This window comes from Pedobacter sp. BAL39, from assembly GCF_000170795.1.
Taxonomy (GTDB): Bacteria; Bacteroidota; Bacteroidia; order Sphingobacteriales; family Sphingobacteriaceae; genus Pedobacter.
Genome location: NZ_ABCM01000001.1, coordinates 90,158 through 115,261 on the forward strand (window position 1 = coordinate 90,158; position 25,104 = coordinate 115,261).

A 25,104-nucleotide genomic window follows, 5' to 3' on the forward strand; every position below is an offset into this window, starting at 1 on the left:
TTTAAGTAATTTTTATGTAAGCATCTGTAATATAAGTATTTAATTTAAAATCTTCAGGAAGATGATGATTATAAAAACCTCATACACTGGCCATTGCTATATCTGCAATTCATTAGCATACACCAATAATCATCGCACAAATGTAAAATTGCCCTGAACCGATGCCAACACGTTCAGCGATCACGTACTTTTAATTCATCAATTGATTATGAAAAGAAAAATAAACCCACTGCCCTTTATTGTAATTGCCAGCTTTGTGCTTTTATTGAACTGGTATGTATTATCAGGAATACAAACCATCAGCAATCCACTATGGATTGGCCCGGTCTTCTGGACGTTTATCCTACTGGTTGTAGCGGGACTATTGTTTTCCATTCAACGGTTCGGCAAACAAGGGGCCGATCTCTTCTTTACCATCAGCACCCATACCTTTCTCATTTTGCTGACCAGTGAACTGGTCTTCATTACCATTTTGTTTCTTGGCGATGGCTACCGCCTGTTGAGTGGCGGCGTCCGCAGCAAGTACTGGGTGGAATTTGGAATGGTACTTTTTTTCGTTACGGTACTTTTATTTCTATATGGCATCATCAGGGGAAAATACGCCTACAGGGTCATCAGGCATACCTTGTTTTTTGACGAGCTACCTGAAGCTTTCGATGGTTTCAGCATCACCCAGATCTCCGATGTGCACTCCGGAAGTTTCAAAAGCCCCCCCTCTGTACAAAAAGGCATTGACCTGATTAAAGCGCAACAATCAGATCTTTTTGTATTTACAGGTGATTTAGTAAACAATAAAGCGGAGGAAATTGTACCCTGGATCAGCCGGTTTTCGCAGATCAAAGCTCCATACGGGCAATTCTCCATCCTCGGAAACCATGATTACGGCGATTACATCAAATGGCCGGATGAAACTGCCAAAAGAAAAAATCTGGACAACCTGAAGAAACACCACCAGGAAATGGGCTACAGGCTCCTGCTCGACGAACATGTGGAAATCCATAAAGAAGGACAAAAGATTATCCTCGCGGGGGTAGAGAACTGGGGCCTTGGTTTCGGAGAACGTGGTGACCTCGATAAAGCCCTCCGCAATACGGACACTCAGGACTTTAAAGTGTTACTGTCCCATGATCCTACACACTGGGAATCACAGGTAAAACAATCGCCAATGAATGTCCATCTCACCCTTTCGGGCCACACCCACGGCATGCAGTTTGGAATTGAGGCCTTCGGCATCAAATGGAGCCCGGTAAAATACCGATACGCACATTGGGCGGGCATTGCTGTCGACAACGGACGTTACCTGAACATCAACCGGGGCTTTGGCTTCCTGGGCTTCTCCGGGCGTGTGGGCATATGGCCGGAGATCACGGTCATCACCTTAAAAAAAACCAGGCAGTAATGCCTGGCTCTTTCTAAGTATGTAGTAATCGGATCGTCAGATGTCATCAGAAAAAATAGGGTCAGCAGGCTGCTGTTAATTCCGAACGCTGTTCCCTGACATAAAGATTGGCTAATTTTTCCACAGCATAGTCAATCTCCTCAATGGTATTGTACCTGCTGAAAGAAAACCTTACTGTTGGCTTGTTGAAATCATAACCCAATGCCGACAGGACATGGGAACCGCCCGCCTGACTATTACAGGCACTGCCACCGGATACGCAAATCTGGTGCTGATCCAGGTAGTGCAGCGGTGAAATGCCGCTGGCCAGCTCCGGCAGGGAAATGCTTAAAACACTGTTTAATGAAGGCTGCACCTGTGCACCATTAAAGGTCAGGCCGGGAATCCTGTTGATCAGCTTAAGTATCGTGCGTTCCTTCAGCTGCTTCAAATGCTGCTGATGGTGGGCCTGATCGCGACAGGCGAGCTCAAGTGCTTTTGCCAATCCCACAATTGCGGTTACATTTTCTGTACCGGCACGCTGTCCCGACTCCTGGGCGCCGCCATGAATAATGGGCAATACCCGCTGGGCGTCACTGCGATACAAAAAGCCAATTCCTTTAGGCCCGTGAAATTTATGCGCCGATCCAACAAGGAAATCAACAGCCAGCTGTTTGGTATCGTAACGGTATTGGCCCATCGACTGGACCGTGTCTGAGTGAAAAACGGCATGATGACGGCTACAACAACTTGCAATGGCTTCGATATCATTCAGGTTGCCAATTTCATTGTTCCCATGCATGATCGATACAAACGCCCGGTCGTTTGCAGCCAGGAGCGTATCAAGCTCCTGCAGGGAAATGTTCCCCGCTTCATCATTTTTCAGGTAAATGATCCTGATTTCACCATTTCGTTCCAGTGACTGCAGGGTATGCAATACGGCATGATGCTCCAGCTTCGTAGTGATCGCCAGCTTGATGCCATTGGTCCTGATGCCTGAACGAATGGCAATGTTATCGGCCTCCGAACCGCCGGAAGTAAAGATGATGTTCCGGGGATTTGCATTCAGCAGGTCAGCAATGATCCCCCGGGAATGCTCGATGGCAGCCCTGGCTTCCCTCCCATGGAAATGAGAGGATGAAGCATTTCCGAAATGCTCAAAAAGATAAGGCTCAATGGCCAAAAATACTTCTCTGTTTAATGGTGTGGTGGCTGCATTGTCTAAATAAACTCTCATTTTCAAAAGGGGTTAAAGATTAAAAAATAATACTTAATCCACAGAAAAGAGAAGAAGGCGATCAGATGAGTTTTCTGAAACCCGGGCATGGGTTTTCAAACACTTATCTTCTCCGCTACGTTGCGGACAGGAATTAGCACCTTATTAATCAACAGGTTGCTAAGACATCACAGGGCCTTTCCCTCAGTCTTTCTGGATAAGTAAATCACTATAAGAACAGTTATTGAATGCAAATATACAAAAAGACTACCAAAATAGTATACTTTATTTTAAATTATTTATTTCCTGCCTGGCTCAGTCATAGGAATGGCATTTGTCATAAATAAATAACTTTTTTTGCATATAAGTCAGCTTTCAATTCTCTACTTTTGCACCGTATTCTTAAAAAGTATACTTAAAGACCTGAATGGAAGAAAATAAAATGAGTGCAACGGAGCTGGAGGTTACTGAAAACGGCAATGTTTTAAAGAGAATATTTCAGGATAGAAAAAGAACCAATATACTCAACGGCCTTGAACAAAAAACGATTTCCTACCTCGTAAAAAGGGTTCCTTCTTTTGTTTCTTCAGACATGCTTACCTTTCTTGGCACTTTAGGATCTGTCATCGTACTGATCGGTTTCATCCTCGCCAGCTACATCAGCCGCGAATTCCTGCTGCTAGGCATCCTGGGCCTCTCCATCAACTGGCTTGGCGATTCCCTTGATGGTCGTGTTGCCTACTACAGAAATACACCGAGAAAATGGTATGGCTTTTCACTGGACATCGTGATGGACTGGGTGAGCACCGTACTGATCGGCATGGGCTATCTCGTTTATACCAGAAATCAATATGAGCTGATTGCCTTTATCTTCGTCGTGCTCTACGGCTGGGCAATGATCATCTCCCAACTGCGCTATAAGATTACTGATGTATACAGCATTGACTCCGGACTTGTCGGACCAACAGAAATCAGGGTAATCTTATCTCTTATTTTTATCATAGAAGTGATCTTCGGGCAGGTTTTTGATTATTTTGCCGGTGCAATATGTATCACCTTATTTATCATTAACTTTTTAGATACCCGCAAGCTGTTAAAACTGGGCGACCAGCGCGACGAGGCGGAGCGCGCTTCCCGAAACCCTAAAATCTGATGAGCCGCATGAAATCTGTTTATGTTTTTGCCAAAGCGCAGATTTCGGCCTTCTCCGGAGGCTTGCTCGACTACGGGGTCATGATCCTCTGTACCGAATTGCTCCACATCCATTATACCATCTCTATTGCCATCGGAGGTGTTACGGGGGCTGTTGTCAATTTTTGTATCAATCGCTACTGGACTTTTAATGCCAAGGGACCGTCGGCACAGCATCATGTAGGCAAACAACTTATCAAATTTATATTTGTAGTCGCCGGCAGCATCTGCCTCAAATCTTCGGGAACCTACCTCTTCACCACCTGGACCAGACTGGATTATAAGCTGAGCAGGATCGTCGTCGACCTGATCGTCTCCTTTGGCTTTAACTACACCCTTCAGAAATACTGGGTCTTCCGCCAGTCGCCGGCAATGAAACAATCTCAAGGCTGATCTTACGCTTAACCTCTGCTGTCGATCCTTAAAGAAACCAGACCTTCTAAGAAAACAGGTGTCACAAGAAAACAGACATCATGAGATAGCAGCCATTATGAGATAGCAGACATCATAAGGTACCCGATATCATAAGGAAAATGCCAATCAAGCTGGTAGTACCTGGTAATCTAGAATGGTAAATATCACCTTGAAAAGAACACACCCCTGCCTAAAAACACCATCAGAAACCCTAAAAATTATCATTTACAACTATAAACTGAAGAAAACAACCATCTAGATCAGTAATTAGTACCATTTTAAAAACAATTAATACCGTTATCGGTACGGTAATAACAGGTATCTTTGTATATGAAATCTGACATTCCGGTTTACGACATTGACACCTTCGAAGAATACAAAAACTCCGGTATTCTCGTCAACCGTTTTGGCCCCTATTCCAGACGTCATGAACACCTGCACAACGCCCATCGCCATTCCTTTTACCACCTGGTATTTTTCACCAGGGGCAGCGGCAGTCAGACCATAGATTTCAAAAAGCATCCCGTAGTTCCCGGCCTGATTTATTTTATGAGCCCGGGGCAGGTACACAGCTGGTCATTTGAAGGACCTGTGGATGGATATATTGTCAATTTCTCTGAGCATTATTTCAAAGCTTTTCTTTCTGACCCTTCTTATCTTGAGCAGTTCAGCTTTTTCGATGAGCTGTCAGAAGATGCAGTGATGGTTTTACCCGAAGCCTGCAGGGCGACAGTGAGCGATCTGTTCGAGCAGATCCTGAATGAAGGGCAGTCGCCAAAACCATTTGCTGAAGACTTGGTGAGATTGCTGATGGTCAACATTTTCATTCAGGTTGCGCGGGCATCCGAAGGAACGATGCACACGCAGACACATGCTTACAACCAGACGTTACTTAAAAGTTTCAGGAAACTCATAGAACACAACTTCATCAAGCTGAAGTTTCCCAAACAGTATGCAGCCTTATTGTACGTTACCCCCAACCATCTGAATGCGCTTTGCAATGACCTTGTCGGAACCTCTGCAGGCGAATTGATCCGCAACAGGATCATTCTCGAAGCAAAACGGTTATTGATCAATATGGAGTTGTCCATTTCCGAGATTGCTGAAAAACTGGCCTTCAATGACGACTCCTACTTTATTAAATTTTTCAAAAAACAAGTTGGCACTACGCCTGACAAGTTCAGGAAGCAACAACATTAACACCAAAGTTATGAGCACATCAAACAACAGTCAACCGACCCCACACATCTCCCAATGGTACGGCATCAGTCACGCCAAATGCCCCCGCTGCAGGGTGGGCAATGTATTCTCCGGCCCCACCTACGGGTTTAAGGTCCAGAAGATGCATGAGCGATGCCCGCACTGTGACCTGAAGTTTGAACGTGAACCAGGCTATTTTTATGTGGCGATGTTTGTGAGCTATGCCATGAATGTGGCAGAAATGGTCTCCATGTCTGTAGCAGCTTATGTTCTGGGCTTACCGCTCACCTACGAAAATCTTTGGTATTACGTCGGCATACTCCTTGTTGGCGTATTGCTCTTCGCCCCCTTTAACTACAGGTATTCCAGAATGGCACTGCTGTACTGGCTCTCCCCGGGTTTAAATTACGAACCTGAAAAAAGCCGCTAGCAGCCTCCCGGAACAACTGAACTTCGGTGTTGGTGTACACACACCGGGAGCTGACAGGAATATCCATAAAATAAGCTCCATAAAAAAAGCTGTTCAACAGAAGCTTTACTAGGCTTAACGCTGTTGAACAGCTTCTCATTTTCTCAATCTACCGGATCGTTTTTACTTTACCGGAGCAGGTTACTTATCCGAGCAGATTTATTTTAGCTGATCGCCCTTATTTTATCGGATCGGCAGCTACACCATCAAAGGTAATCGTCACCGGTTTAATCAGTCCCTCTGCATCAAATTCCATCTTTTCAATACAGGTCACCCTATGGTTACCATTGGTTTCCCCTAATGGTCTACGGTGATAGACGATGTAGTACTCATCCTTTTTAGGATGTTTAATCACAGAATGATGGCCCGCACCTGTAGCTACCTTCGGATCCTGTTTCAGGATTTTATCAATCCGCTTAAATGGCCCCATAGGTGAATCAGCTACGGCATAAGCTACAGAATAATCAGGACCAGTCCAGCCACCTTCTGACCACATAAAGTAATATTTGCCATCTTTAATAAACATATATGGCCCTTCCACATAACCTTCAGGGGTAACTTCTTTAAAGATCTTGCCGTCTTCAAAAGGGATAAAACCTGTGAAATCATCGTTCAGCTTAGCCACATTACAATGTCTCCAGCCGCCATAATACAGGTAGTACTGGCCGTCCTTATCCTTAAATACAAACTGATCTATGGGTTGTGCACCATTATAAAATTTATCGACCAGTGGTTTACCTATGTGGTCTTTGAAAGGACCTTCGGGTTTGTCAGAAACACCTACACCAAGGCCGCCAACTTCATTGTCATTCTGAATGTCATTCGCACCAAAGAGCAGATAGTATTTTTTATCTTTTTTAATGATTGAGGGCGCCCAAACTGCTTTTTTTGCCCATTTGAAATTTGCAGTATCTACTACACGTTCATGTTTTTTCCATTTCACCAGGTCCCTGGAGGAGAAGGCATCCATAAAAACCTGATCTTCATATTTAGCTGAATATGTTGGATATATCCAATAAGTTTTGTCAAATACAGCGCCTTCGGGGTCAGCATACCAACCAGGAAAAACCGGATTTCCTGAGGTTTTCTTTTTCTTCTGTGCATGTACCGGCATAGTCAGCGCTAAACAGGCAATAGCGATTAAAAAACGTTTCATTATTGTGTGTTTTTGGTTCTAAATTCCTAATATACACGATCCGCGCAGGATTCAGCTATATTAAACGTATATTTTACATTTGATATTACGGCAAAGATGATGTTAGGCGCAACTGTATCCGTAAGCCAGTCCTTCTGCGTTAACAGCCTCAAAGCTCTCCTCCCGGGTACTTACATTTACATTCAGTTGCTGAAAGTTCAGGTGCCCGAAAATATTGGCAAAAGCAGTATCTGTAGCATCCACACCGGTAGCGATCTTGATCAACCCATTCAAAGGCACCAGCTTGGTGGCATCCACAATGATCCAGTGCCCTCCAAGATAGGCCTCAAAGCAGGCATGAAAATCGGGTGGGTTCAATTGGTAGGCGTAACCGGTAAAGTATCGTGCAGGAATTGTCAGCGCCCTGCACAAAGCCACGCCAAGGTGTGCAAAATCCCGACAGACACCCACCTGCTCCGTAATGGTGTCGTAGGCAGAGGTCTGTGGGTTGGTATATCCACCGGCGTACTCGACATTCCTATGGATCCAGTTGCGTATGGCCATCACCTTCTCAAATGCATGATTGATGTGACCAAAGTTATGATAGGCAAATTTATATAACTTGTCGGACTGGCAATACCGGCTGGGGGTAAGGTAAGCCAGTACCTCCGAAGGCATATTGATGATCGGAACATCATCCAGCCCAGCCGCCGGAATGGCAATCAGATCATTGCTGACAAGCCCCTTGTAGTTGATATGTACCTTTCCGGGAGCAGCAATCTCCAATACACGGAGCCGCTTCTCTCCCCTGGTCACTGCCAGACTTTTCATGTTGCAGGGCTCTGTGACTGATAGCAGCTCCTCCCTGATCTGTTGACGGGAAGAAGGAAAAGGTTCAATGTTCAGCACTAAGGTAGACGCCTGAATAGCTTCGTAAACGATCGTTGAGGAGACTTCGAAAATCATAAGTTCTCGTCATTAGGAAGTGGCATACTACTAAACGCCACATCCATCCAATCATTGGAGATCCTGTTCAGGGCCGCTTTCAGCTCTTCTGCCCATTGTTCGGAAATCTGCTCCAGGTCCTTTTTGGTATACCGGTGCTCGACCATCCCAAAACTATTGTTTTTATATAAAACCACATCTATCGGAAAATCAACGTCATTGGCACTTGCCCTGGTAGAATCAAAAGAAAGAAAACCTGTTTTCAGCGCCAGGTGCATACTGGACTCACTGGTCAGCGTCCTGTTTAAGATGGCCTTTCCATGTCCGGAATTGCCGATCACGACAAAAGGTGCTCCTCCACCCAGCTCCACCCAATTGCCCTCAGGATACAATAAAAACAATTTATGCTCATCATCATCTTTGAGCTGTCCTCCAATGATGGTGTTCAGGTTAAACCTGAAGCCGGCCTGCTCCAGCGCCTCACGGTCTTCTTTGGCCACGCGTTTCACCTGCTCGCCGAAGTCATTCACCGCTTTGTAGAGCTTATTGTATTCTATCCCTTCCTCCATACGCTCCCTGAAATACAAAATGGCCTTGTCACGCACCGACCTCAAGCCACTGGTCATAATGAATAGGGCCGATTTGTCCCGCTGCTCAATGTATATTTTTTTCTTCTCGGTGGTATCCGACCCGGAGGTGATCCTCGTATCGGCAATGGCCACCAAACCCTCTTTTACCTTTATCCCCAAACAGTATGTCATATTTTATCTTTTGATAAAGATAAATTTAAAGAAACATACAAACAAAAAACCAGTCACATTCTAAAAAACAGAACATAAACACGAAAAACCAAACAAAAATCAATTTAAAAACAATTTTACAACCAATAAACAACATTAATAAATACTATAAATGAATTTTAACACAACATTTCACTATATTTCAAATGAATTTTAGACGATCTGACAAAAAATGGGAGAAAACAGATACACAGAATCATACGATTTACCAAAAAACACCTGGGACGAAATGTTCGACCAAGCAAAATCGGTCAGAAATGAGTACAAAAAGGTCATGGACTACCTGGACATGGAATCGTCAGACGAACTAAACAAAAAAGAAGAACTTTCCAAGGTGCTTTTTATGAGTCAGGGCATCACCTTTACCGTATACAACAGTGGTGAAGGCATCGAAAAAATATTTCCTTTCGACATCATACCCAGAATCATCACCTCTGCGGAGTGGGAATTCATTGAAAAAGGCATCAAACAAAGGGTCACGGCACTCAACCTCTTTTTAAAAGATGTTTACAGCGACCAGTTCATCCTCAAAGACGGCATCGTACCGATTGACGTCATCTACTCCTGCCCCCACTTTCTAAGAGAGATGGTCAACGTCAAAGTGCCTCACGACATTTACATCCACATTGCAGGTATCGATCTGATCCGCGACAATGATGGCACCTATTATATCCTCGAGGATAACGTGCGCACTCCTTCCGGGGTGAGTTACATGCTGGAAAACAGGGAAATCACCAAACGCCTGTTCCCTGATCTCCTCCCTCAGTGTAAGGTCCGGAGTGTGATTGAATACCCGACCATCCTCTATAACAACCTGCTCGCCCTGGCACCACGCGACATCGCCGACCCGACGATCGTTCTGCTTAGTCCGGGAAGCTTCAATTCCGCCTACTTCGAACACACAACACTCGCGCGACTGATGGGCATTGAGCTTGTTGAAGGCCCGGACCTGATTGTAGAAGACCATAAAGTATACATGAAAACGACAGCGGGTTTACAACAGGTAGATGTGATCTACAGGCGTGTGGATGACGACTATCTGGATCCACTTGCATTTAACCCGGGGAGTCTGCTGGGCGTTGCCGGCCTCATGAACGCCTACAGAAAAGGTAATGTAACCATTGTAAATGCCGTAGGTAATGGCGTGGCCGATGATAAAGCGGTATATGTCTATGTCCCGGACATGATCAAATACTACCTCAATGAAGAGCCTCTGCTGAAAAATGTACCTACTTACCAGCTGGGAAATGAAGAAGAAAGGGCGCACGTCTTTGAAAACATTTCACGCATGGTCGTGAAACAGACCAACGGCAGCGGCGGATATGGCATGTTGATGGGACACGCGGCCAGCACGGAAGAAATCGAAGCCTACAAGCTGGAGATCATGAAAGACCCGCGTCAGTTCATTGCCCAGCCAACCATCAGTCTGTCTTCTGCACCATGTTACATGCAAGGGGTACTTCAACCAAGAAGGGTAGATTTCCGGCCCTTCGCACTCTGCGGACCTAACGGCATTACCATCGTCCCGGGCGGACTGACGCGTGTAGCGCTCAAGGAAGGCTCATTGGTAGTCAACAGCTCCCAGGGCGGTGGCAGTAAGGACACCTGGGTACTTTCCAAATAATTACATTTTATTTCAAGAGAAAAACGATAAAACAAATATGTTAAGCAGGGTTGCAGAGAGTTTATACTGGATAAGCCGTTACATTGAACGAACAGATGGCATGCTGCGCATGCTCAAGATCAACTACGCTTCCTCACAGGATGCCATATCGGAATTTTCATGGAACCCCGTCATGCGCCTATTCTGTGAACCGGATGATGAGGCGACCGCCGATATGGAATTCAACAGCCGCGCAGTACTGCAGTACATGGTCACAGAAAAACAAAATCCGAATTCCATTATCAACATCATCACCCAGGTGCGCGAAAATGCCAGAAGTGTGCAGGACCACATCACCAAAGATGTATGGCAATGTCTCAATGAATATTACCACACCATCAAAGACCCCAGGCTCAAGGTCATGCTGAAAAAGGATGACCCCGTCTCGGTACTGGACATCCTCATCAAACAGGGAATGCTCTTTTATGGAACTACAGAAATCACCATGGCCAGAAATGAGGGCAGCAGTTTCATGCGCATCGGCAAGTACCTGGAACGCAGCATTCAATCGGTAAACATCCTAGATATTAAATTTGGATCGGTAGACCACAACCCTGACCTCCTCACCAACACCAGCTACTGGAAACACCTGCTGCTGTCCATCGGTGGTTATGAACTCTACCTCAAAACCTACAGGCAGGGTTTTGAAGCTGAAAATGTCCTGGAACAGGTGGTGCTCAACAATGAGTTTCCCCGCTCGGTCATCTACTCCCTGAACCAGCTGATCAAATATTTCGACCGGTTGAGGGGAGATGGTCACATCACACCCGGAAACCTTGCCTTCCTGATCGGAAGGTTACAGAGTAAAGTAAAATACAGCTCCATCAAGGGCTTGAAAAAGGGAGACCTCCATCTTTACCTTGCAGAAATCAAATCGGAACTCTACGGCATCGGAAATGCCTTTAACCAAACCTGTTTCTCCTTATCTTAAGCTTATTGGTATGCCAGAATTTAACATCAAACACATCACCAAATATTCATACGAGTCGCTCGTCAGGGAAAGCCTCAACCACATCATCCTGTACCCTATTGAAGATGATTTCCAGAGGGTCATCAAACATGACCTTAAGATTTCCGGAAATCCTAAAGTGGACATCTTTACCGACTACTACGGCAATAAAGTAGGTTTCTTCGCCTACAGTGAACGACATAACGAGCTGGAAATTTATTCTGAACTAACGGTATCCACCCTCCCGAAGGAGTTGCCTTCAGAAACCATGTTCAGCGACCTTCAATGGGCGGAGTTGCAAAAACTCAGGTTCCAGGTGCCCTATATTGATTACCTGAAATGGGAGGCCTTTGATGGCTTACAGGCACTTAAGGAAATCACAGACATGTACATGAGAATGGAGGTTACGCCCTACCGCGTTGCCATGGATTTCTGCAAATACGTGTATGAACATTTCCAATACATCCAGGGGGTAACCACCGTACAGACCCAGATTGATGAAATCTGGCAGCTGAAGGCTGGTGTATGCCAGGACTTTGCACACATCCTCTCGCAGATGCTGCGCATGGCCAACATCCCCGCGAAATATGTAAGCGGTTACATCTGCCCCAATAAAAATGGCATCCGCGGTGAGGGGGCTACACATGCATGGGTAGAAGCTTACATACCAACCTTCGGATGGCTCGGCCTCGACCCCACCAACAACTGCATTGCCAATGAGACATATGTGAGACTTGCGCTGGGCAGAAGTTTTACCGACTGCTCACCCGTAAAAGGCGTGTACAAGGGACCATCAAACCACGAACTGGCCGTACAGGTCATCGTCGGTTATGACAACGGCCTTACTGATGTCCATGAACCTGTGGTCGAAAAAGTGGAAACAGAAGCGGTCGCCGCACCATTAGTCAAAGGCAACAGTTACCGCCGCAACCTCGAGCTGATGCAACAAATCCAACAACAACAACAACAACAACAACAACAGTAATCAGCCGCTATTTATTCATCGGCATGCGCCGCAGCAAGCTCCCATATCCGTTTTTTACCAAAACCAAGGGTATTGTCTGTAAATTTGATCCAGTGTAATCGGATGATCCAGATCACCCCGGGTATGGCCAGGGCAAACGGATATTTTTTATAGTAGCTCTTTTTAGCGTCTGCAAGCGTAATGTACGCTTCAGGGGGATGGACTTCCGCGGCAGCTGAGGGGTTTTCAGGATTGGCGATGTTCATCAGGACGCCCGAAAACTGCAGGCCCCTTACCCTTCCTTTCACCAGTTGGTCCGGCAACACACTGCCTGCCACCTGCGCGTTGCTAAGCGCATTTTTCACATGGTTCGTCTCCCGGTCCGACTTAAAAACCAATACCTGGTGCGTGGCATTATAAGCAAAAAAACAAGGTGCACAGTAAGGCTCATCCATTATTGCGGTGGCCATGGTCATCACTGTCTGCGACTGCAGGAAATCTGAGATCGCCTCATGCATATTTAAACTGTTTTCAATCATGATACTTTTTGAACTTTAATAATATTTACCGGGCAGTTATGAGCGGCGGCAAGACTGCTTTCCAGCTCTTCATCGCCAACAACAACCCCAAAAAAACCTTTTTTCTCTACCCCATGCACCAAGGTACACTTGCCATCATGCCTCGAAATGCGCCAGCGGAAAGCATCCGCCTCCACACATGCATTACAGCCGATACACTTGCCACGTTGCTGAATGATGCGCACCATCAGGAGTCAACAAACTTGTACAACTTGTCTGAACGCCTGATCTTATGCTCCAGTGCAATGGAAACTGCATCTCCCTTACTGGCCGAAAGACAGCTCACATCATTTACCCTAATCTCTTTTACCGTTGTCTGCAGCACGCCTGTTTTTGGACCTGTGATCAGAATGTCATCCCCCACCTGCAAACCGAAGGCCTCGAGCTTAAACTCCGCCGCAGCGGCCTTCTGAAAATACTTTATCCCTTTACCCAGATATATTTTCTTCTTCGTCGCCTTCGAACCATACACATTACTCCACTCTCCCATCTTACGCCCCAGGTAATAGCCATCCCAAAATCCCCTGTTGAAGACGGTAGACAACCTGTCCTTCCACGCTACCACTTTATCTTTATGATAAGTACCCTCCATATACGCATCAATTGCCTCCCGGTAACAGGAGATGGTCGTATGCACGTAATCTGCACTCCTGCCGCGCCCCTCAATCTTCAATACGGTTACTCCGGCCTGTATCATTTCATCCAGAAAATCTATGGTGCATAAGTCTTTCGCCGACATGATATATTCGTTGTCCACTTCAAACTCAATGCCCTGCTCCTTGTCGGTAACAATATAACTACGGCGGCAGTTTTGTACACAGGCGCCCCGGTTTGCAGAGGCAAAATCGGAATGCAGGCTCAGGTAACACTTTCCTGAAATGGCCATACATAAGGCGCCATGTGCAAAAAGCTCCAGCTTCATCAGCTTTCCGGAAGGACCTGTGATGTTGCGCCGCTTGATCTCCCTGCTGATGGAAGCTACTTGCAGCAAACTCAATTCCCGGGCAAGCACGACAACATCTGCAAAGGCAGCAAAAAATTCAACGGTGTCTATATTGGAAACGTTCGCTTGTGTGGAAATGTGAACCTCTACGCCTATTTTATTCGCATAATTGAGTACCGCGTAGTCAGAAGCAATAATGGCATCTATCCAGTTGGCCTTTGCTGCATCAACCACCCTGCGCATCAGGTTGATGTCGTGATCGTAGAGAATCGTATTCAACGTCAGGTAACTCTTTACCTTATTCTCCAGGCAGATGGCTGTAATTTCTGAAAGATCGTCTATGGTGAAGTTGGCGATTGACCGTGCGCGCATATTGAGCTGCTCAATACCAAAATAAATGGAATCTGCCCCTGCATGTATGGCCGCCCATAAAGACTCAAATGAGCCCACCGGCGCCATTAACTCTATTTTATTGATGTTCATGTATGGATTCTATAGCCTACAAAATTTAGATTATTTACCGGATTAAAATATGACGGCGGTCACCTCCCCGGAAAAGGAATTTTGTAAACATAAAACAATACAGCATCACATCGACTTTCCTAAATCCGGATGCTCAGGATATCCTTAATGGCATGTGCAAGTTTCGGGTAAAGGAAGGTATAGCCACTATCCACAAGTCTTGCCGGCAACACCCAGCGGCTCTTCAGGATCAACTCCACTTCCGTTCCAATGAGCGCAGCACCGACTGAGAGTAACCAGGCAGGGGTAGGTAGTCCAACGGGAATGTTGTATGCTGACCGGATCGCTTTCATCACCTCCTTATTGGGTTGGGGATCCGGCGCGGTACAGTTCACAGGCCCCGACAGTTCCTCATGCTCCAGCAACCACTCCGTACAGCGCGCAGCATCCTGCTCATGGATCCAGGAAATATACTGACTGCCATCTCCCTGATGCCCGCCAAGGCCACACCTGACGAGATTCAGCAACCTTGGAAATGCGCCGTCGGCCCGGCCAAATACAATTCCCATGCGTAATGCTACTTTCCTCGTCGCTGGGGTATCGGTTTCAAAAAAAGCATTTTCCCAGGCGCGACAAACATCAATTGAAAATCCATACCCGATGTCTCCTCCTTCTTCATCCTGTGCATGGTCTTCTGCATGGCGATAGATGGTCGCCGAGGTGACATTGATCCACAACTTGGGGGCGACAGCCAGTTTTGCAATGGCGGCACCAAGCAAACGGGTAGGAATGACCCTTGAGCGGATGATCTCCTCGCGGTTCTTCTTCGTATAACGGCAATTCACATTCTTACCGCATAAATTGACCAGCAGATCGGCGCCCGACATGTGGTCTGCCCAAGCTCTTTCTGTCTTTCCATCCCATATCACAGTAACCACATTCCCTCTCGGAACCTCTGCGCTCCTGCTCAGCACAATGACTTCCTGCGCCATTGAACTGTAATAATTGGCGAACACCTGACCGAGATAACCATTACCACCGGCCAGTACTATCTTTTGATATTTCATATTTTCCCTGATCTGTATTGTTAAACCATTTCTGTAACCAGCAACAGTACTCCTAAACGGTAAATTACCCAGCTGATGCTCAATGTCCAGCCCAGCAATAGCAAACGACTCCTTCGGATGTGCTCCAGGAACATCAGTCCGGCCACCCCCATGAACCATAAGGCATAAAATACTGGCGGCATGCTCATCCAGCCGGACAGGATCAGTGGCGGCAACAGCAACAACGCGCCGGCAAAGGAAATCGTCATCATATTACCCAGGTACATCCATACTTTATCCCGCTCAATCATCAAAATGATGATGCCCTGAAAAACGATCTGTCCTCCACAGATCAGGTACTCACGATCAGGACCGCCAGTGGGCAGGATGCCCGTCAGCAGACGACTGTATGCAGACAACACATAAGCTGTCACCAACCAGGTAAACACCAGATAAACCATGCGATAGCTCAGCCGGAAATCGGGCTGAAACTGACCCTTTACTACCTGCAGTGGACCCGGTACGATCACTCTCCTGTTAAAGGAAACAAAGGCATATATTTTCGTCATCAGCCAGATGAAAGGTCCAAAGTCAAACAGAGGTTTAAAAACAGGCAGCCCCGTGGCAATGACCTTAAACAGACTACGGACACCATAAGTCACTTCACCGGTTTCCTGGTTCAGCAATGCTATTTCGTTGGCGGCGCGCCTTCTGTCCAGCATCGGACAATGCTCCTGGCTAACTTCCTGATAGGCCGCCCGCCCCCCGGCTTCCAGCAAACCTGTATCAACAAAGGTTTTTGTATACATCCTGCACATTGGACATTCTGCATCAAACAGAATAAGGTGATTTTTTAACGTTTTCATAAGCTCAATTTTAATTAAGATACCATTACTCCCCCCCAGATCCACTCTTCTTACACCAACAACAATATTAAACTTTCAGTAATTTTTGAAACATTGAAAGAAAAAAGAAGCTGACTTGACTCAGCTGATATTGATTGGGTTAATTTGTTTTATTTGAACATTTATTATCCATTTGAATATAATTTAATGGAATGTCCTTATCTACTTGAACATTTTAAAAATACTGCCCCAGAACCAGTTCTCTTCCGCCTTAAGCATGGTCTCCAATGTTTTATCTACATTTTTAGCCAGCTTATTGATGTCATGAACAGACTTTGAAAAAGTGGCAAACTCAGGGTCTTTCTCATCCCCTTTCACTTTCGACAGCTCATCGAGTACCTTGATCACCGGATCAAGCTCCCGCTTCCTGCGCTCTGCAGCTACCTGACGTGCGATGTTCCAGACATCCTTATCGGCAAGAAAATATTCCTTGCGCTCCCCCGCCCGATGCTGCTTCTCAATCAGCCCCCAGCCCATCAGATCCCTCAACGTCATGTTCGCATTTCCCCGCGATATGCTCAGCGATTCCATGATCTCCTCTGTCGTCAGTGCCTCCGGTGACAATAGTAAAAGGGCGTGGATCTGAGCCATCGTACGGTTAATTCCCCACTCTGATCCCAGCTTCCCCCAGGTCTCTATAAATTTTTGCCTTGCTTCTGTGAGTTCCATATCCAAAGATAAATACTATTTTCTAAACTTTCAAAAAATACTGAAAGATAAATCACACTATTTTAATATTCATACTTTCCACTTATATTAGCTGACAATTACGCTTCGCCACGACGAAGGGCAACCACCACAGAACACCACAATTCATGGAAAGACCAGGCAAAATGACATTATGGGCAATGCTGCTCTTCTCCTTGCTGAGTAGCGCATGCCAAAAGGACGATCTTTCCAAGGTCCAGCCCCCGCCCTTGGACGTACTCAACAACAGTAAAACATGGACATTGGTCAATCCTGAACATACGAAATGTAAGTCTTTCGGTGTATCAAATGGTACACGTTATCCTTACGACAGGATGCAGCTGTCTTCCGCGAGTTTTACCGTCAGCAAAGAAAATGGCCAGTTTATCATTACAGAAATAAAAGAAGGCACGGAAAGCGGCATAGCCGATTTCAGCCCTCTTCTGTTTACCAGCCTGCAGACCCGTTACCACAACAGTTATCACATCCAATACAATCCGCTAAACAAAAGTTTAACGTATGAGCAGATGCCCGGTCAGGTCTATCCTACCATCTCCCTCTTTTACCTGCTTGGCGGATACCGGATTGTGTCCATCAGCAAAGATACGCTGGTGGTTAAAGATCCCTTCCCTCTCGATAACGGCCTGAATGGAAAATGGATCGGCGAACTCACCTTCATCAGCCACTAGCAAACTGACCTGCTTCCGATCGACAGTGATCAACTGTAAAGCCTTACATAGGCAGAAGTTTATCTGAAAATTTTTCTGTTGATGATGCTAAGGGCACCTTTTTTTTCCAGAGACTTGACCGAACGGATCACGGTTTCCACACGCAGACCGGTCAGGTCTGCAATCTGCTGCCTGGTGATTTCAACCTTATATTTTTCGGTTCCTGTAGTGTTACCACCCCGCTCCTTATAATAATCAATCAGTTTGAGAATGCGGTGTTCAGGTTCCTGTGAGGAAATCTCAGACGCCATCATCGACTTGTAATACAACCGCTTGGCCAGGTTAATGGTCAACTCCAGGTGTACCTCAGGATGAGACCGCAGCAATTCCAAAAACCGCGGTCTTCCCAGCTGATACACCGTCGTCCTGGCCAATGCCACTGCATTTGCAGGATAGTGACCATCCATCAGTAAAGGCGGCTCTCCAAAACTCTCCCCATCATTAAAGATACCCTGCACAAATTCCTTTCCTTCATCATTAAAATTGTTCATCTTAATGCTGCCCAGTATAATCTGATGGTAACACCTGGCACGGTCGCCCGCCCTGAAAAGAATCTCCCCTTTTTCAAAGCTCAGCTGCTTTGCGCCAAATTCCTTTAATAGCTGTTCGGTAATCATCGATCTGATATTTTCAAAAGCTCCTGAAACAAAAAGCCAGAAGTCGGTTTAACTTCTGGCAAATATAAAGGGTATTTAAGCTGTTAGCTCAATCCAGCTGGATGCTATTTTTTTCCAAGGGTAACACCGTGGTAATCATCCGTACGGAAAGGACTTGCAGGCAGTCCGGCACCATTCACCAGGTTGACTGCAGGATTGTTTCCCCAGCCATAACGAACAGACACCGGCTGTTGCACAGCCTCACTCTCCACGATTACGGTATTTCCTTTGATCGTCGCTTTAGCCCAATGGTATACATGGTCGGCGCCAGCAATGGCGAAACCACTCAAGGCAGCACCATCCGAACTCTTCAGGCCCTGGTCGGCATGTTTAAAACTCAGCACAATGGTCTTTCCAACCACTTTCTGCCCGCTGTAAGCAGGTCCGGAGAAACTCACTTTCTTACCATATACCTGATGATCAGCAATCAGGCCCAGTCGCCTTCCCACCTCCTGTTTATTTTTAGGATGAATATCTTTGGCATCACCAATATCAATGATCACTGCCATACCTGTATTCGGCAGGGTCAGCGTTTTCGACTGTGCTTCTCTTAATTCCGCCCAGGCAGATTCCTGTGGCTGCTCATCAGCCTTCATAAAATTGGCCAGCTGCACAAAATAGAAAGGGAAATCACCGATATTCCACTGCTTGCGCCAGTCTTTGATCATGGTAGGGAACAGATCGCGGTATTGGTACGCACGATCAGCATTACTCTCTCCCTGATACCAGATGGCACCACGGATGTTAAACTGTACGAAAGGATTGATCATGGCATTGAACAACACCGTAGGACGGTTCGGACCATCCTCGGCAAGGGGCCTCGACGCGATGGTCTTAAGGTCCAGTCCGACGCGATAGTTCCATTCACCGGCAAGCGTCATCTGCTCGCCACCCGATCTACTCAGAAAAAGGTCTTTTGCCTCACCATACAACCCGCCGCCACCAGCGCCGTCAAACACACGCACAGTAATCACATTCTCTCCCACCTTCAGCAACTTTCCAGGAATGATATAATTCCTGGATTGGTCGTATCCAACCGTTTTTCCTACCTCTACATCATTCACATAAGTGATGTCGTCGTCATCAATCTTTCCGAGACTTAATTTCAGATCGGCACCGGTCCAGGATGCAGGCAGGATAATTTTCTTTTGAAAATAGACTACCCCATCAAAATCACTCAGCCCTGCCTCTTCCCAAAGGGCAGGCAAGGTCATACGCTTCCATGTCCCGGCACTTTGATAACCCAGGTCTTTCGATGCCACAAGCTGCTCCCACGCCGCATATTTTTCTTCATAAGAACCCGCAGCAGGATTTTTAGCTTTCGCCTCTATCTGCCGAACACCATCCACAAAATCCGGCAGGGTGTTGAGTGAACCTGCACTTGTCCAGGCCTCAGCAATCGTTCCTCCCCAGGAGGTATGGATCAGTCCAATCGGAATATGTGTTTTTTCGTATACCTCCCGTGCGAAGAAATAAGCAGTGGAAGAAAAACCTTCGACATACTTAGGACTACATTCCTGCCATCCTCCGTTTTCCACCTTTGCATCTTCCAGCGGCACATTGCTCGTCACCTTTACCGCCTGTAGCAACCTGATGTTCGGATAATTGGCATCAGCAATCTCCTTTTCATAGTTGTTGATCTTACCCCACCCTGAAAGGGGCATCTCCATGTTCGACTGACCGGAGCAGACCCACACCTCACCGATCAGCACATTTTTGAGCATAAGGGCCTCGCCATCAGAGATGGTAATCTGATAAGGACCACCATACGCTGGAGTGGCTACTTTCAGCTTCCAGTTCCCCTGTGCGTCAGCAACGGCTGTAGCGGTTTTACTATTCCAGGTCGTGCTCACCGTAACGGTCTTTCCGGCATCAGCCTTGCCCCATATTGCAGCATCGCTCTTCTGCTGGAGCACCATATTATTTGAAAAAACGGAAGGCAGCACCACCTTAGCCTGCGCCACATGAATGGAAAACAGGCCGGCAATGGTCATCAATCCGAAATGAAATGGATACCTTTTCATAATTAACTGTGTTTATTTTACTTCTTCAATTTTCAGGAGCACGCTGGCCCTTCCGGAGTTTACATCGGGATTAAAGCCCACCTGCATCAGGAAATCGCCACTGTAGGTCTTATTGCCATCAATGGTGGAGCTTGTCCCTGGATATAGATTGATCTCCGTAATGCGGTATTTCTTTCCTGCATCCAGCCCATTCATGCGGATCGGCAGCTTGCTGCCCGTCCCATAGCGGTTGTTCACAAGATAGTTAAAAATCACACCAGAGGACTTTTCAGCATTCATATACAGCATCGATGCCACATCACTGCTACGCGGATTGGAAAGACGGTACTGGTCGCCCTGCCATACTATCGTCTTCAGACCATTGTACACCTGGATGGCATCCTGGCAAAATTTAAGGTCTTTCTCCGCAAGATGGCTTACGACAATGTCAAAACCTAGTTTACCCATCATCGCCACATCAGTCCTGAATTTAATCGGCTGCTTGCCCCAGTCGGTCACATGGTTTGAACTCGAAATCGCAGGGTAAAAATAAGAATACTCCCATTGTAAGAAGATGCGTTCCAGCGGATCTGTATTGTCGCTCGGCCAGAATTCCGTGAAATACTGCAGCGCCCCATAGTCTACACGGCCACCGCCACCGGAACATAACATCATCGGCACTTTTGGATATTTGGCACGAATGCGCTCCAACACCTTATACAAACCACGCATGTAATCAATATAGAAGTGCGACTGGTTTTTAAGGTATGCAGAGTGGGCATTGTAAATCACAGCATTACAATCCCATTTAATGTAGGCCAGCGCTGGATTTTTTGTAAAAAGGTCATCCACTACGCCATACACAAAGTCCTGTACTGCCGGATTTGCCAGGTCAAGCACGAGCTGGTTCCTGAAATAATGTTCTTCTCTTTTAGGCTCACGAACCACCCATTCCGGATGTTTTTCATAAAGTTCGCTCTTCGGGTTTACCATCTCTGGTTCAATCCAGATGCCGAACTTCACGCCATTACTACTGGCCTCTTTGACCAGTGCAGCAATCCCATTAGGCAGTTTCTTTTTGTTCTCTTCCCAATCTCCCAGACCGGCAACATCGCCATTCCTTGGGTATTTATTGGCAAACCAGCCATCATCGAGCAGGAACATGTCCACGCCCAGTTTTTTGGTGTCTTTCAGTAGGGCCGACAACTTATTTTCATCAAAGTCGAAGTAAGTAGCCTCCCAGTTGTTCAGCAGGGTCAGCCTGTTTCCTTTTCCATCCAGCAGTTTATAGTTCCGTGCCCAATTGTGCAGGTTCCTGCTGGCAACACCTTTCCCATTCGAGGAAAGTGTATATAAAAAAGCTGGTGTCGTAAAGAGCTCACCGGACTTAAGGGTATAGGTAGATGCATAATTATTGATGCCCGATGTAATCCTCAGGTTGTCCTGGTGGTCCAGCTCGAGGTCTGTGCGGAAATTACCACTGTATTCCAAAGCACCATACAATACGGTACCTTCATTTTCTGTTGCCGGACGGTCCATGGAAACCATAAACACCGATGGCTGAAACAAATTGGCACGTGTACCCAGCTTGGTATCGAGTGTTTTGATACCATGTGTGAGCCTGGATTCCTCAGGCTGCATTTCCTTTGCCCAATCACCATGGTATTGGTTGAGCCAGAAACTCCCTCCCTTGATGAACAGGTTGGCCGAGGCAAACTTATGTAAAGTGACATTTCCCTTTTCGGTATGCCTGATGCTACACCACTGCTCCATCACATCCTCTTTATAAAAAGACTTGTAAAAAAGCGTGACTTCAATTGCATATACGGGATCTTTGAGTGTTACCTTCAGCAGACTCACATTGTCGTCTACTTTGCTGACTTCATGTTTAACATAACGCAGGTCCAGGGAATTGTTGCCATCGGCATGGGTCACACTGATTGCCGGCTCAAACAGGTTCCTGGAACCCGACGCACTGTAGGCGGCATCCTGCATCCCTGTATAATCGTCCCCCTGTTTATACACTCCTCCTACCTGTTCGTAATCTGAAGCATTCGCTAGTTTCTTACCGAAGTAAATGCTGTGCAGGTTCATTTTGGCATCGGCCTGCAATACCAGTGCATTGTGATTGGTCTCAATTGGAATGTTGATCTGCTGGGCATTCGCCTGAACGGTAAATAACAGGACCGCCGCGCAACAACGGCTGAGGTGATGAAAATAAGTAGTCACTATTCTTAGATTTAAATTTGGTTACCATAAACCTCAGGGTTCCCGTCTCTATCCTCAGGATATCAGCCCGGTTTGAAGCATACCCGGTAAGTATACAAAAAAATAATTAAGCGTAAAAAAAACGCTTATTGATTCTGCAAAAAATTACAATTTATCTCCTTCCCCTCCCGGTATACCAAATTTGAAAAGCGGAACTATTTAAACTACTTTTATACGATAACAAAAAGATGAAATGAAAAGAACATCCTACATCGGCCTGTTTGCAGTGATCACAGTGATCAGCGCCTGCAACAGCAACAATAAGTCTACCGACAAAAACACAACACTATCGGCATCCAACCCCTTCCTGAAAATGAGTGACCTGCCTTTTCAGGCGCCTGCATTTGACAAGATCAAAAATGGCGACTTCCTGCCGGCGATCAACGAAGGCATGAAACAGCAGCTCGCCGAAATACAAAAAATCGCTGATGATACCGCAGCACCTACTTTCGACAATACCATTCTGGCCATTGAGCAAAGCGGGCAGTTGTTAAAACGTGTAAACATGGTATTCAACCTGCTCACCGGCGCCAATACCAATGACGAGCTTCAGAAAGTACAGGAGGAAGTGGCACCGGAGCTGACTGCAACCACAGACGCCATTTACCTCAACACCAAGTTATTTAAACGCGTGGAACAGCTGCACCAACAATCGGCACAGCTCATGCTTGATCCGGAATCACAACGCCTGCTGGACTACTATTACCAGCGCTTTGAATTGGCTGGTGCCAAGTTATCGGAAGCAGATAAGGAAAAACTGAAAGCCCTCAACAAGGAAGAGTCTACACTCAGCACCAAGTTCAGCAACCAGCTGCTCGCGGCAGGGAAAGACCTTGCCAACACGACACAGCAACCGCCACTACAGCAGATGGCCGACAGGGATGCGCGTCAGAAACTGTTCGAAGCTTCATGGAACAGGGCAGAAAAAGGGGACGCCAACGATACCCGTAAAAATATCTCCCGGATCGCCCAGATCCGTGCACAACAGGCACAGCTGATGGGATTCAAAAATTATGCGGCATGGAAACTCCAGGACCAGATGGCAAAAACGCCGGAGGCGGTTGCTGAATTCTTTAAGAAGCTCGTTCCCGCAGCCACTGCAAAGGCCAAAGCTGAAGCGAGAGACATCCAGGCAGTGATCGATCAACATAAAGGTGGCTTTAAACTACAGCCATGGGACTGGAACTACTATGCCGAGCAACTGCGAAAATCTAAATTTGACCTGGATGAGAATGAGGTAAAACCCTATTTCGAGCTGAACAAAGTTTTGGAGAATGGCGTGTTCTACGCAGCGACCCAACTCTATGGCATCACCTTCAAAGAAAGAAAAGACCTTCCTGTTTATCACGAAGATGTGCGTGTATTTGATGTGTTCGATAAAGACGGCAGTCAGATTGGTTTATTTTACGGCGACTTCTATAAACGCGACAATAAAAATGGAGGTGCATGGATGAGTGAGCTGGTGTCCCAGTCTAAACTAGCCAAAACAAAACCCGTGATCTACAATGTGTGCAACTTCAGCAAGCCTAAGGCAGGAGCGCCTGCCCTCATCAGTTTTGATGATGTCATTACCATGTTCCATGAGTTCGGACATGGTCTGCACGGCCTGTTTGCCAACCAGCAATATGCAAGCTTGTCCGGCACCAATGTAGCCCGCGATTTCGTAGAGTTCCCCTCTCAGTTCAACGAACATTGGGCCTCAGACCCCAAAGTGCTCAAAAATTATGCGGTGCATTACCAGACAGGTAAACCTATGCCGCAGGCACTACTTGATAAAATCAAAAAAGCAAGTTCCTTTAACCAGGGCTATGAATTTACAGAGGCCCTCGCTGCTGCAGACCTCGACATGCAATGGCATACCCTCCCTCCCACAGCACCGCTGCAGGACGTGGATAAATTTGAAAAAGAAGCGTTGAAAAAGACCAGCCTGGACCTGATGGAGGTGCCTCCACGTTACCGTTCAAGCTACTTCCTGCACATCTGGAGCAATGGTTACGCGGCGGGTTATTATGCCTACACCTGGACCTCCATGCTGGAAAATGACGCCTACTCCTGGTTTCAGGAAAATGGCGGCCTTTCCAGAGCCAATGGACAACGTTTCCGCGATATGATCCTCTCCAAAGGAAATACGGAAGATTATGGAAAGATGTTTTCCGATTTCCGCGGACATCAACCGGACATCAAACCGATGCTGATCAAACGCGGTCTACTGTAAGGCTCCGGCAATTTCTCCGTAAAGCAAACCACTGCCACCGCCATAATGCTGAATGATCTTCAGCCCCGGCCTTAAGTTAGTCAATGCTTTACGGAGTTCATGCTCTTCATCTTCAGTAATCCCGTTTCCCAGCAGCACCAGATCCAGCGGCTGCGCTTCACAGATGGCCACAGCCTCCGCATCGGTACATACTGTAAGGCCTGTCCATTCTTCCCTGGTGTTCAACAACCGCTGCATGACCACGGTGATCTCAGGATCACGACCTATATATAATATGGTTACCTTCATT

General features: G+C 46.5%; 24 protein-coding genes and 1 riboswitch. Of the genes, 10 read left to right on the forward strand and 14 right to left on the reverse strand.

Features of this window, described 5'->3' with window-relative positions; genetic code table 11:
* Positions 1 to 208: 208 nt before the first annotated feature.
* Entirely contained in the window at positions 209 to 1,399 is a 1,191-nt protein-coding gene (locus PBAL39_RS00400; protein ID WP_008237083.1) for a metallophosphoesterase, read from the forward strand.
* 61 nt (positions 1,400 to 1,460) lie between these two features.
* Here PBAL39_RS00400 and PBAL39_RS00405 read toward each other — a convergent pair whose 3' ends face one another.
* Positions 1,461 to 2,615 (reverse strand): cysteine desulfurase family protein, encoded by a 1,155-nt coding sequence (locus PBAL39_RS00405; RefSeq protein ID WP_008237084.1) that lies wholly within the window; start codon positions 2,613 to 2,615, stop codon positions 1,461 to 1,463.
* A gap of 100 nt (positions 2,616 to 2,715) precedes the next feature.
* Positions 2,716 to 2,818, reverse strand: a riboswitch (SAM riboswitch).
* Positions 2,819 to 3,021: 203 nt separating this feature from the next.
* Between PBAL39_RS00405 and PBAL39_RS00410 the strand changes: the two genes are divergently transcribed.
* The 4 genes from PBAL39_RS00410 (at position 3,022) to PBAL39_RS00425 (ending at position 5,829) form a co-directional block, all read left to right on the forward strand.
* Positions 3,022 to 3,747, forward strand: coding sequence for a hypothetical protein (locus tag PBAL39_RS00410; RefSeq protein ID WP_008237085.1), 726 nt, complete (start codon positions 3,022 to 3,024; stop codon positions 3,745 to 3,747).
* Between the two features lie 8 nt (positions 3,748 to 3,755).
* Complete coding sequence (locus PBAL39_RS00415; RefSeq protein ID WP_232282871.1) at positions 3,756 to 4,178, forward strand: GtrA family protein; 423 nt, start codon at positions 3,756 to 3,758, stop codon at positions 4,176 to 4,178.
* Positions 4,179 to 4,529: 351 nt separating this feature from the next.
* Complete coding sequence (locus PBAL39_RS00420; protein WP_008237090.1) at positions 4,530 to 5,399, forward strand: AraC family transcriptional regulator; 870 nt, start codon at positions 4,530 to 4,532, stop codon at positions 5,397 to 5,399.
* A 10-nt stretch (positions 5,400 to 5,409) separates the two neighbouring features.
* Positions 5,410 to 5,829 carry a DUF983 domain-containing protein gene (locus PBAL39_RS00425; protein ID WP_232282872.1) on the forward strand — a complete coding sequence of 140 codons (420 nt, stop codon included), beginning with the start codon at positions 5,410 to 5,412 and terminating at the stop codon, positions 5,827 to 5,829.
* A 217-nt stretch (positions 5,830 to 6,046) separates the two neighbouring features.
* Here PBAL39_RS00425 and PBAL39_RS00430 read toward each other — a convergent pair whose 3' ends face one another.
* From PBAL39_RS00430 to PBAL39_RS00440, 3 genes are all read right to left on the reverse strand, one after another.
* A complete protein-coding gene (locus tag PBAL39_RS00430) occupies positions 6,047 to 7,024 on the reverse strand; it encodes a glycoside hydrolase family 43 protein (protein WP_008237093.1) in 978 nt (325 codons plus the stop codon).
* 102 nt (positions 7,025 to 7,126) lie between these two features.
* The gene (locus PBAL39_RS00435; protein WP_008237094.1) at positions 7,127 to 7,969 is read right to left on the reverse strand and encodes a transglutaminase family protein; all 843 of its coding nucleotides are present in this window, start codon (positions 7,967 to 7,969) and stop codon (positions 7,127 to 7,129) included.
* Positions 7,966 to 8,709, reverse strand: coding sequence for a peptidase (locus PBAL39_RS00440; RefSeq protein WP_008237095.1), 744 nt, complete (start codon positions 8,707 to 8,709; stop codon positions 7,966 to 7,968). Before PBAL39_RS00440 ends, PBAL39_RS00435 begins: the two co-directional genes overlap by 4 nt.
* A gap of 211 nt (positions 8,710 to 8,920) precedes the next feature.
* Between PBAL39_RS00440 and PBAL39_RS00445 the strand changes: the two genes are divergently transcribed.
* From PBAL39_RS00445 to PBAL39_RS00455, 3 genes are read left to right on the forward strand one after another with little or no spacing between them, the layout of a single operon-like run.
* On the forward strand, positions 8,921 to 10,372 hold the full coding sequence (locus tag PBAL39_RS00445; RefSeq protein ID WP_008237096.1) for a circularly permuted type 2 ATP-grasp protein: 1,452 nt from the start codon (positions 8,921 to 8,923) through the stop codon (positions 10,370 to 10,372).
* Between the two features lie 37 nt (positions 10,373 to 10,409).
* The gene (locus tag PBAL39_RS00450; RefSeq protein ID WP_008237097.1) at positions 10,410 to 11,342 is read left to right on the forward strand and encodes an alpha-E domain-containing protein; all 933 of its coding nucleotides are present in this window, start codon (positions 10,410 to 10,412) and stop codon (positions 11,340 to 11,342) included.
* Between the two features lie 10 nt (positions 11,343 to 11,352).
* The gene (locus PBAL39_RS00455; RefSeq protein ID WP_039865877.1) at positions 11,353 to 12,345 is read left to right on the forward strand and encodes a transglutaminase family protein; all 993 of its coding nucleotides are present in this window, start codon (positions 11,353 to 11,355) and stop codon (positions 12,343 to 12,345) included.
* A gap of 11 nt (positions 12,346 to 12,356) precedes the next feature.
* Here PBAL39_RS00455 and PBAL39_RS00460 read toward each other — a convergent pair whose 3' ends face one another.
* The 6 genes from PBAL39_RS00460 to PBAL39_RS00485 form a co-directional block, all read right to left on the reverse strand.
* A complete protein-coding gene (locus PBAL39_RS00460; RefSeq protein WP_008237099.1) occupies positions 12,357 to 12,863 on the reverse strand; it encodes a pyridoxamine 5'-phosphate oxidase family protein in 507 nt (168 codons plus the stop codon).
* The gene (locus PBAL39_RS00465) at positions 12,860 to 13,090 is read right to left on the reverse strand and encodes a ferredoxin (protein ID WP_008237100.1); all 231 of its coding nucleotides are present in this window, start codon (positions 13,088 to 13,090) and stop codon (positions 12,860 to 12,862) included. Before PBAL39_RS00465 ends, PBAL39_RS00460 begins: the two co-directional genes overlap by 4 nt.
* Positions 13,090 to 14,328 carry a U32 family peptidase gene (locus PBAL39_RS00470; protein WP_008237101.1) on the reverse strand — a complete coding sequence of 413 codons (1,239 nt, stop codon included), beginning with the start codon at positions 14,326 to 14,328 and terminating at the stop codon, positions 13,090 to 13,092. Before PBAL39_RS00470 ends, PBAL39_RS00465 begins: the two co-directional genes overlap by 1 nt.
* Positions 14,329 to 14,447: 119 nt before the next feature.
* The gene (locus PBAL39_RS00475; protein ID WP_008237102.1) at positions 14,448 to 15,374 is read right to left on the reverse strand and encodes a TIGR01777 family oxidoreductase; all 927 of its coding nucleotides are present in this window, start codon (positions 15,372 to 15,374) and stop codon (positions 14,448 to 14,450) included.
* 20 nt (positions 15,375 to 15,394) lie between these two features.
* Positions 15,395 to 16,219, reverse strand: coding sequence for a hypothetical protein (locus PBAL39_RS00480; RefSeq protein ID WP_008237107.1), 825 nt, complete (start codon positions 16,217 to 16,219; stop codon positions 15,395 to 15,397).
* A gap of 201 nt (positions 16,220 to 16,420) precedes the next feature.
* Positions 16,421 to 16,927, reverse strand: coding sequence for a GbsR/MarR family transcriptional regulator (locus PBAL39_RS00485; RefSeq protein ID WP_008237115.1), 507 nt, complete (start codon positions 16,925 to 16,927; stop codon positions 16,421 to 16,423).
* A gap of 146 nt (positions 16,928 to 17,073) precedes the next feature.
* Here PBAL39_RS00485 and PBAL39_RS00490 point away from each other — a divergent pair, with 146 nt between their 5' ends.
* Positions 17,074 to 17,634, forward strand: coding sequence for a hypothetical protein (locus PBAL39_RS00490; protein ID WP_008237116.1), 561 nt, complete (start codon positions 17,074 to 17,076; stop codon positions 17,632 to 17,634).
* Positions 17,635 to 17,693: 59 nt separating this feature from the next.
* On the opposite strand, the gene PBAL39_RS00495 is transcribed toward PBAL39_RS00490, so the two are convergent.
* The 3 genes from PBAL39_RS00495 to PBAL39_RS00505 all read right to left on the reverse strand — a co-directional run bounded on the left by PBAL39_RS00495 (position 17,694) and on the right by PBAL39_RS00505 (position 22,561).
* Entirely contained in the window at positions 17,694 to 18,290 is a 597-nt protein-coding gene (locus PBAL39_RS00495; protein ID WP_008237117.1) for a Crp/Fnr family transcriptional regulator, read from the reverse strand.
* 104 nt (positions 18,291 to 18,394) lie between these two features.
* Positions 18,395 to 20,353, reverse strand: coding sequence for a sialate O-acetylesterase (locus PBAL39_RS00500; RefSeq protein ID WP_008237118.1), 1,959 nt, complete (start codon positions 20,351 to 20,353; stop codon positions 18,395 to 18,397).
* 12 nt (positions 20,354 to 20,365) lie between these two features.
* A complete protein-coding gene (locus tag PBAL39_RS00505; protein WP_008237119.1) occupies positions 20,366 to 22,561 on the reverse strand; it encodes an alpha-galactosidase in 2,196 nt (731 codons plus the stop codon).
* A gap of 232 nt (positions 22,562 to 22,793) precedes the next feature.
* On the opposite strand from PBAL39_RS00505, the gene PBAL39_RS00510 reads away from it, so the two are divergent.
* Positions 22,794 to 24,815, forward strand: a complete 2,022-nt coding sequence (locus tag PBAL39_RS00510; RefSeq protein ID WP_008237120.1) for a M3 family metallopeptidase — start codon at positions 22,794 to 22,796, stop codon at positions 24,813 to 24,815.
* Here PBAL39_RS00510 and PBAL39_RS00515 read toward each other — a convergent pair.
* The gene (locus tag PBAL39_RS00515; protein ID WP_008237121.1) at positions 24,807 to 25,103 is read right to left on the reverse strand and encodes a hypothetical protein; all 297 of its coding nucleotides are present in this window, start codon (positions 25,101 to 25,103) and stop codon (positions 24,807 to 24,809) included. The genes PBAL39_RS00510 and PBAL39_RS00515 overlap by 9 nt on opposite strands.
* Between the last annotated feature and the right edge of the window lies 1 nt (position 25,104).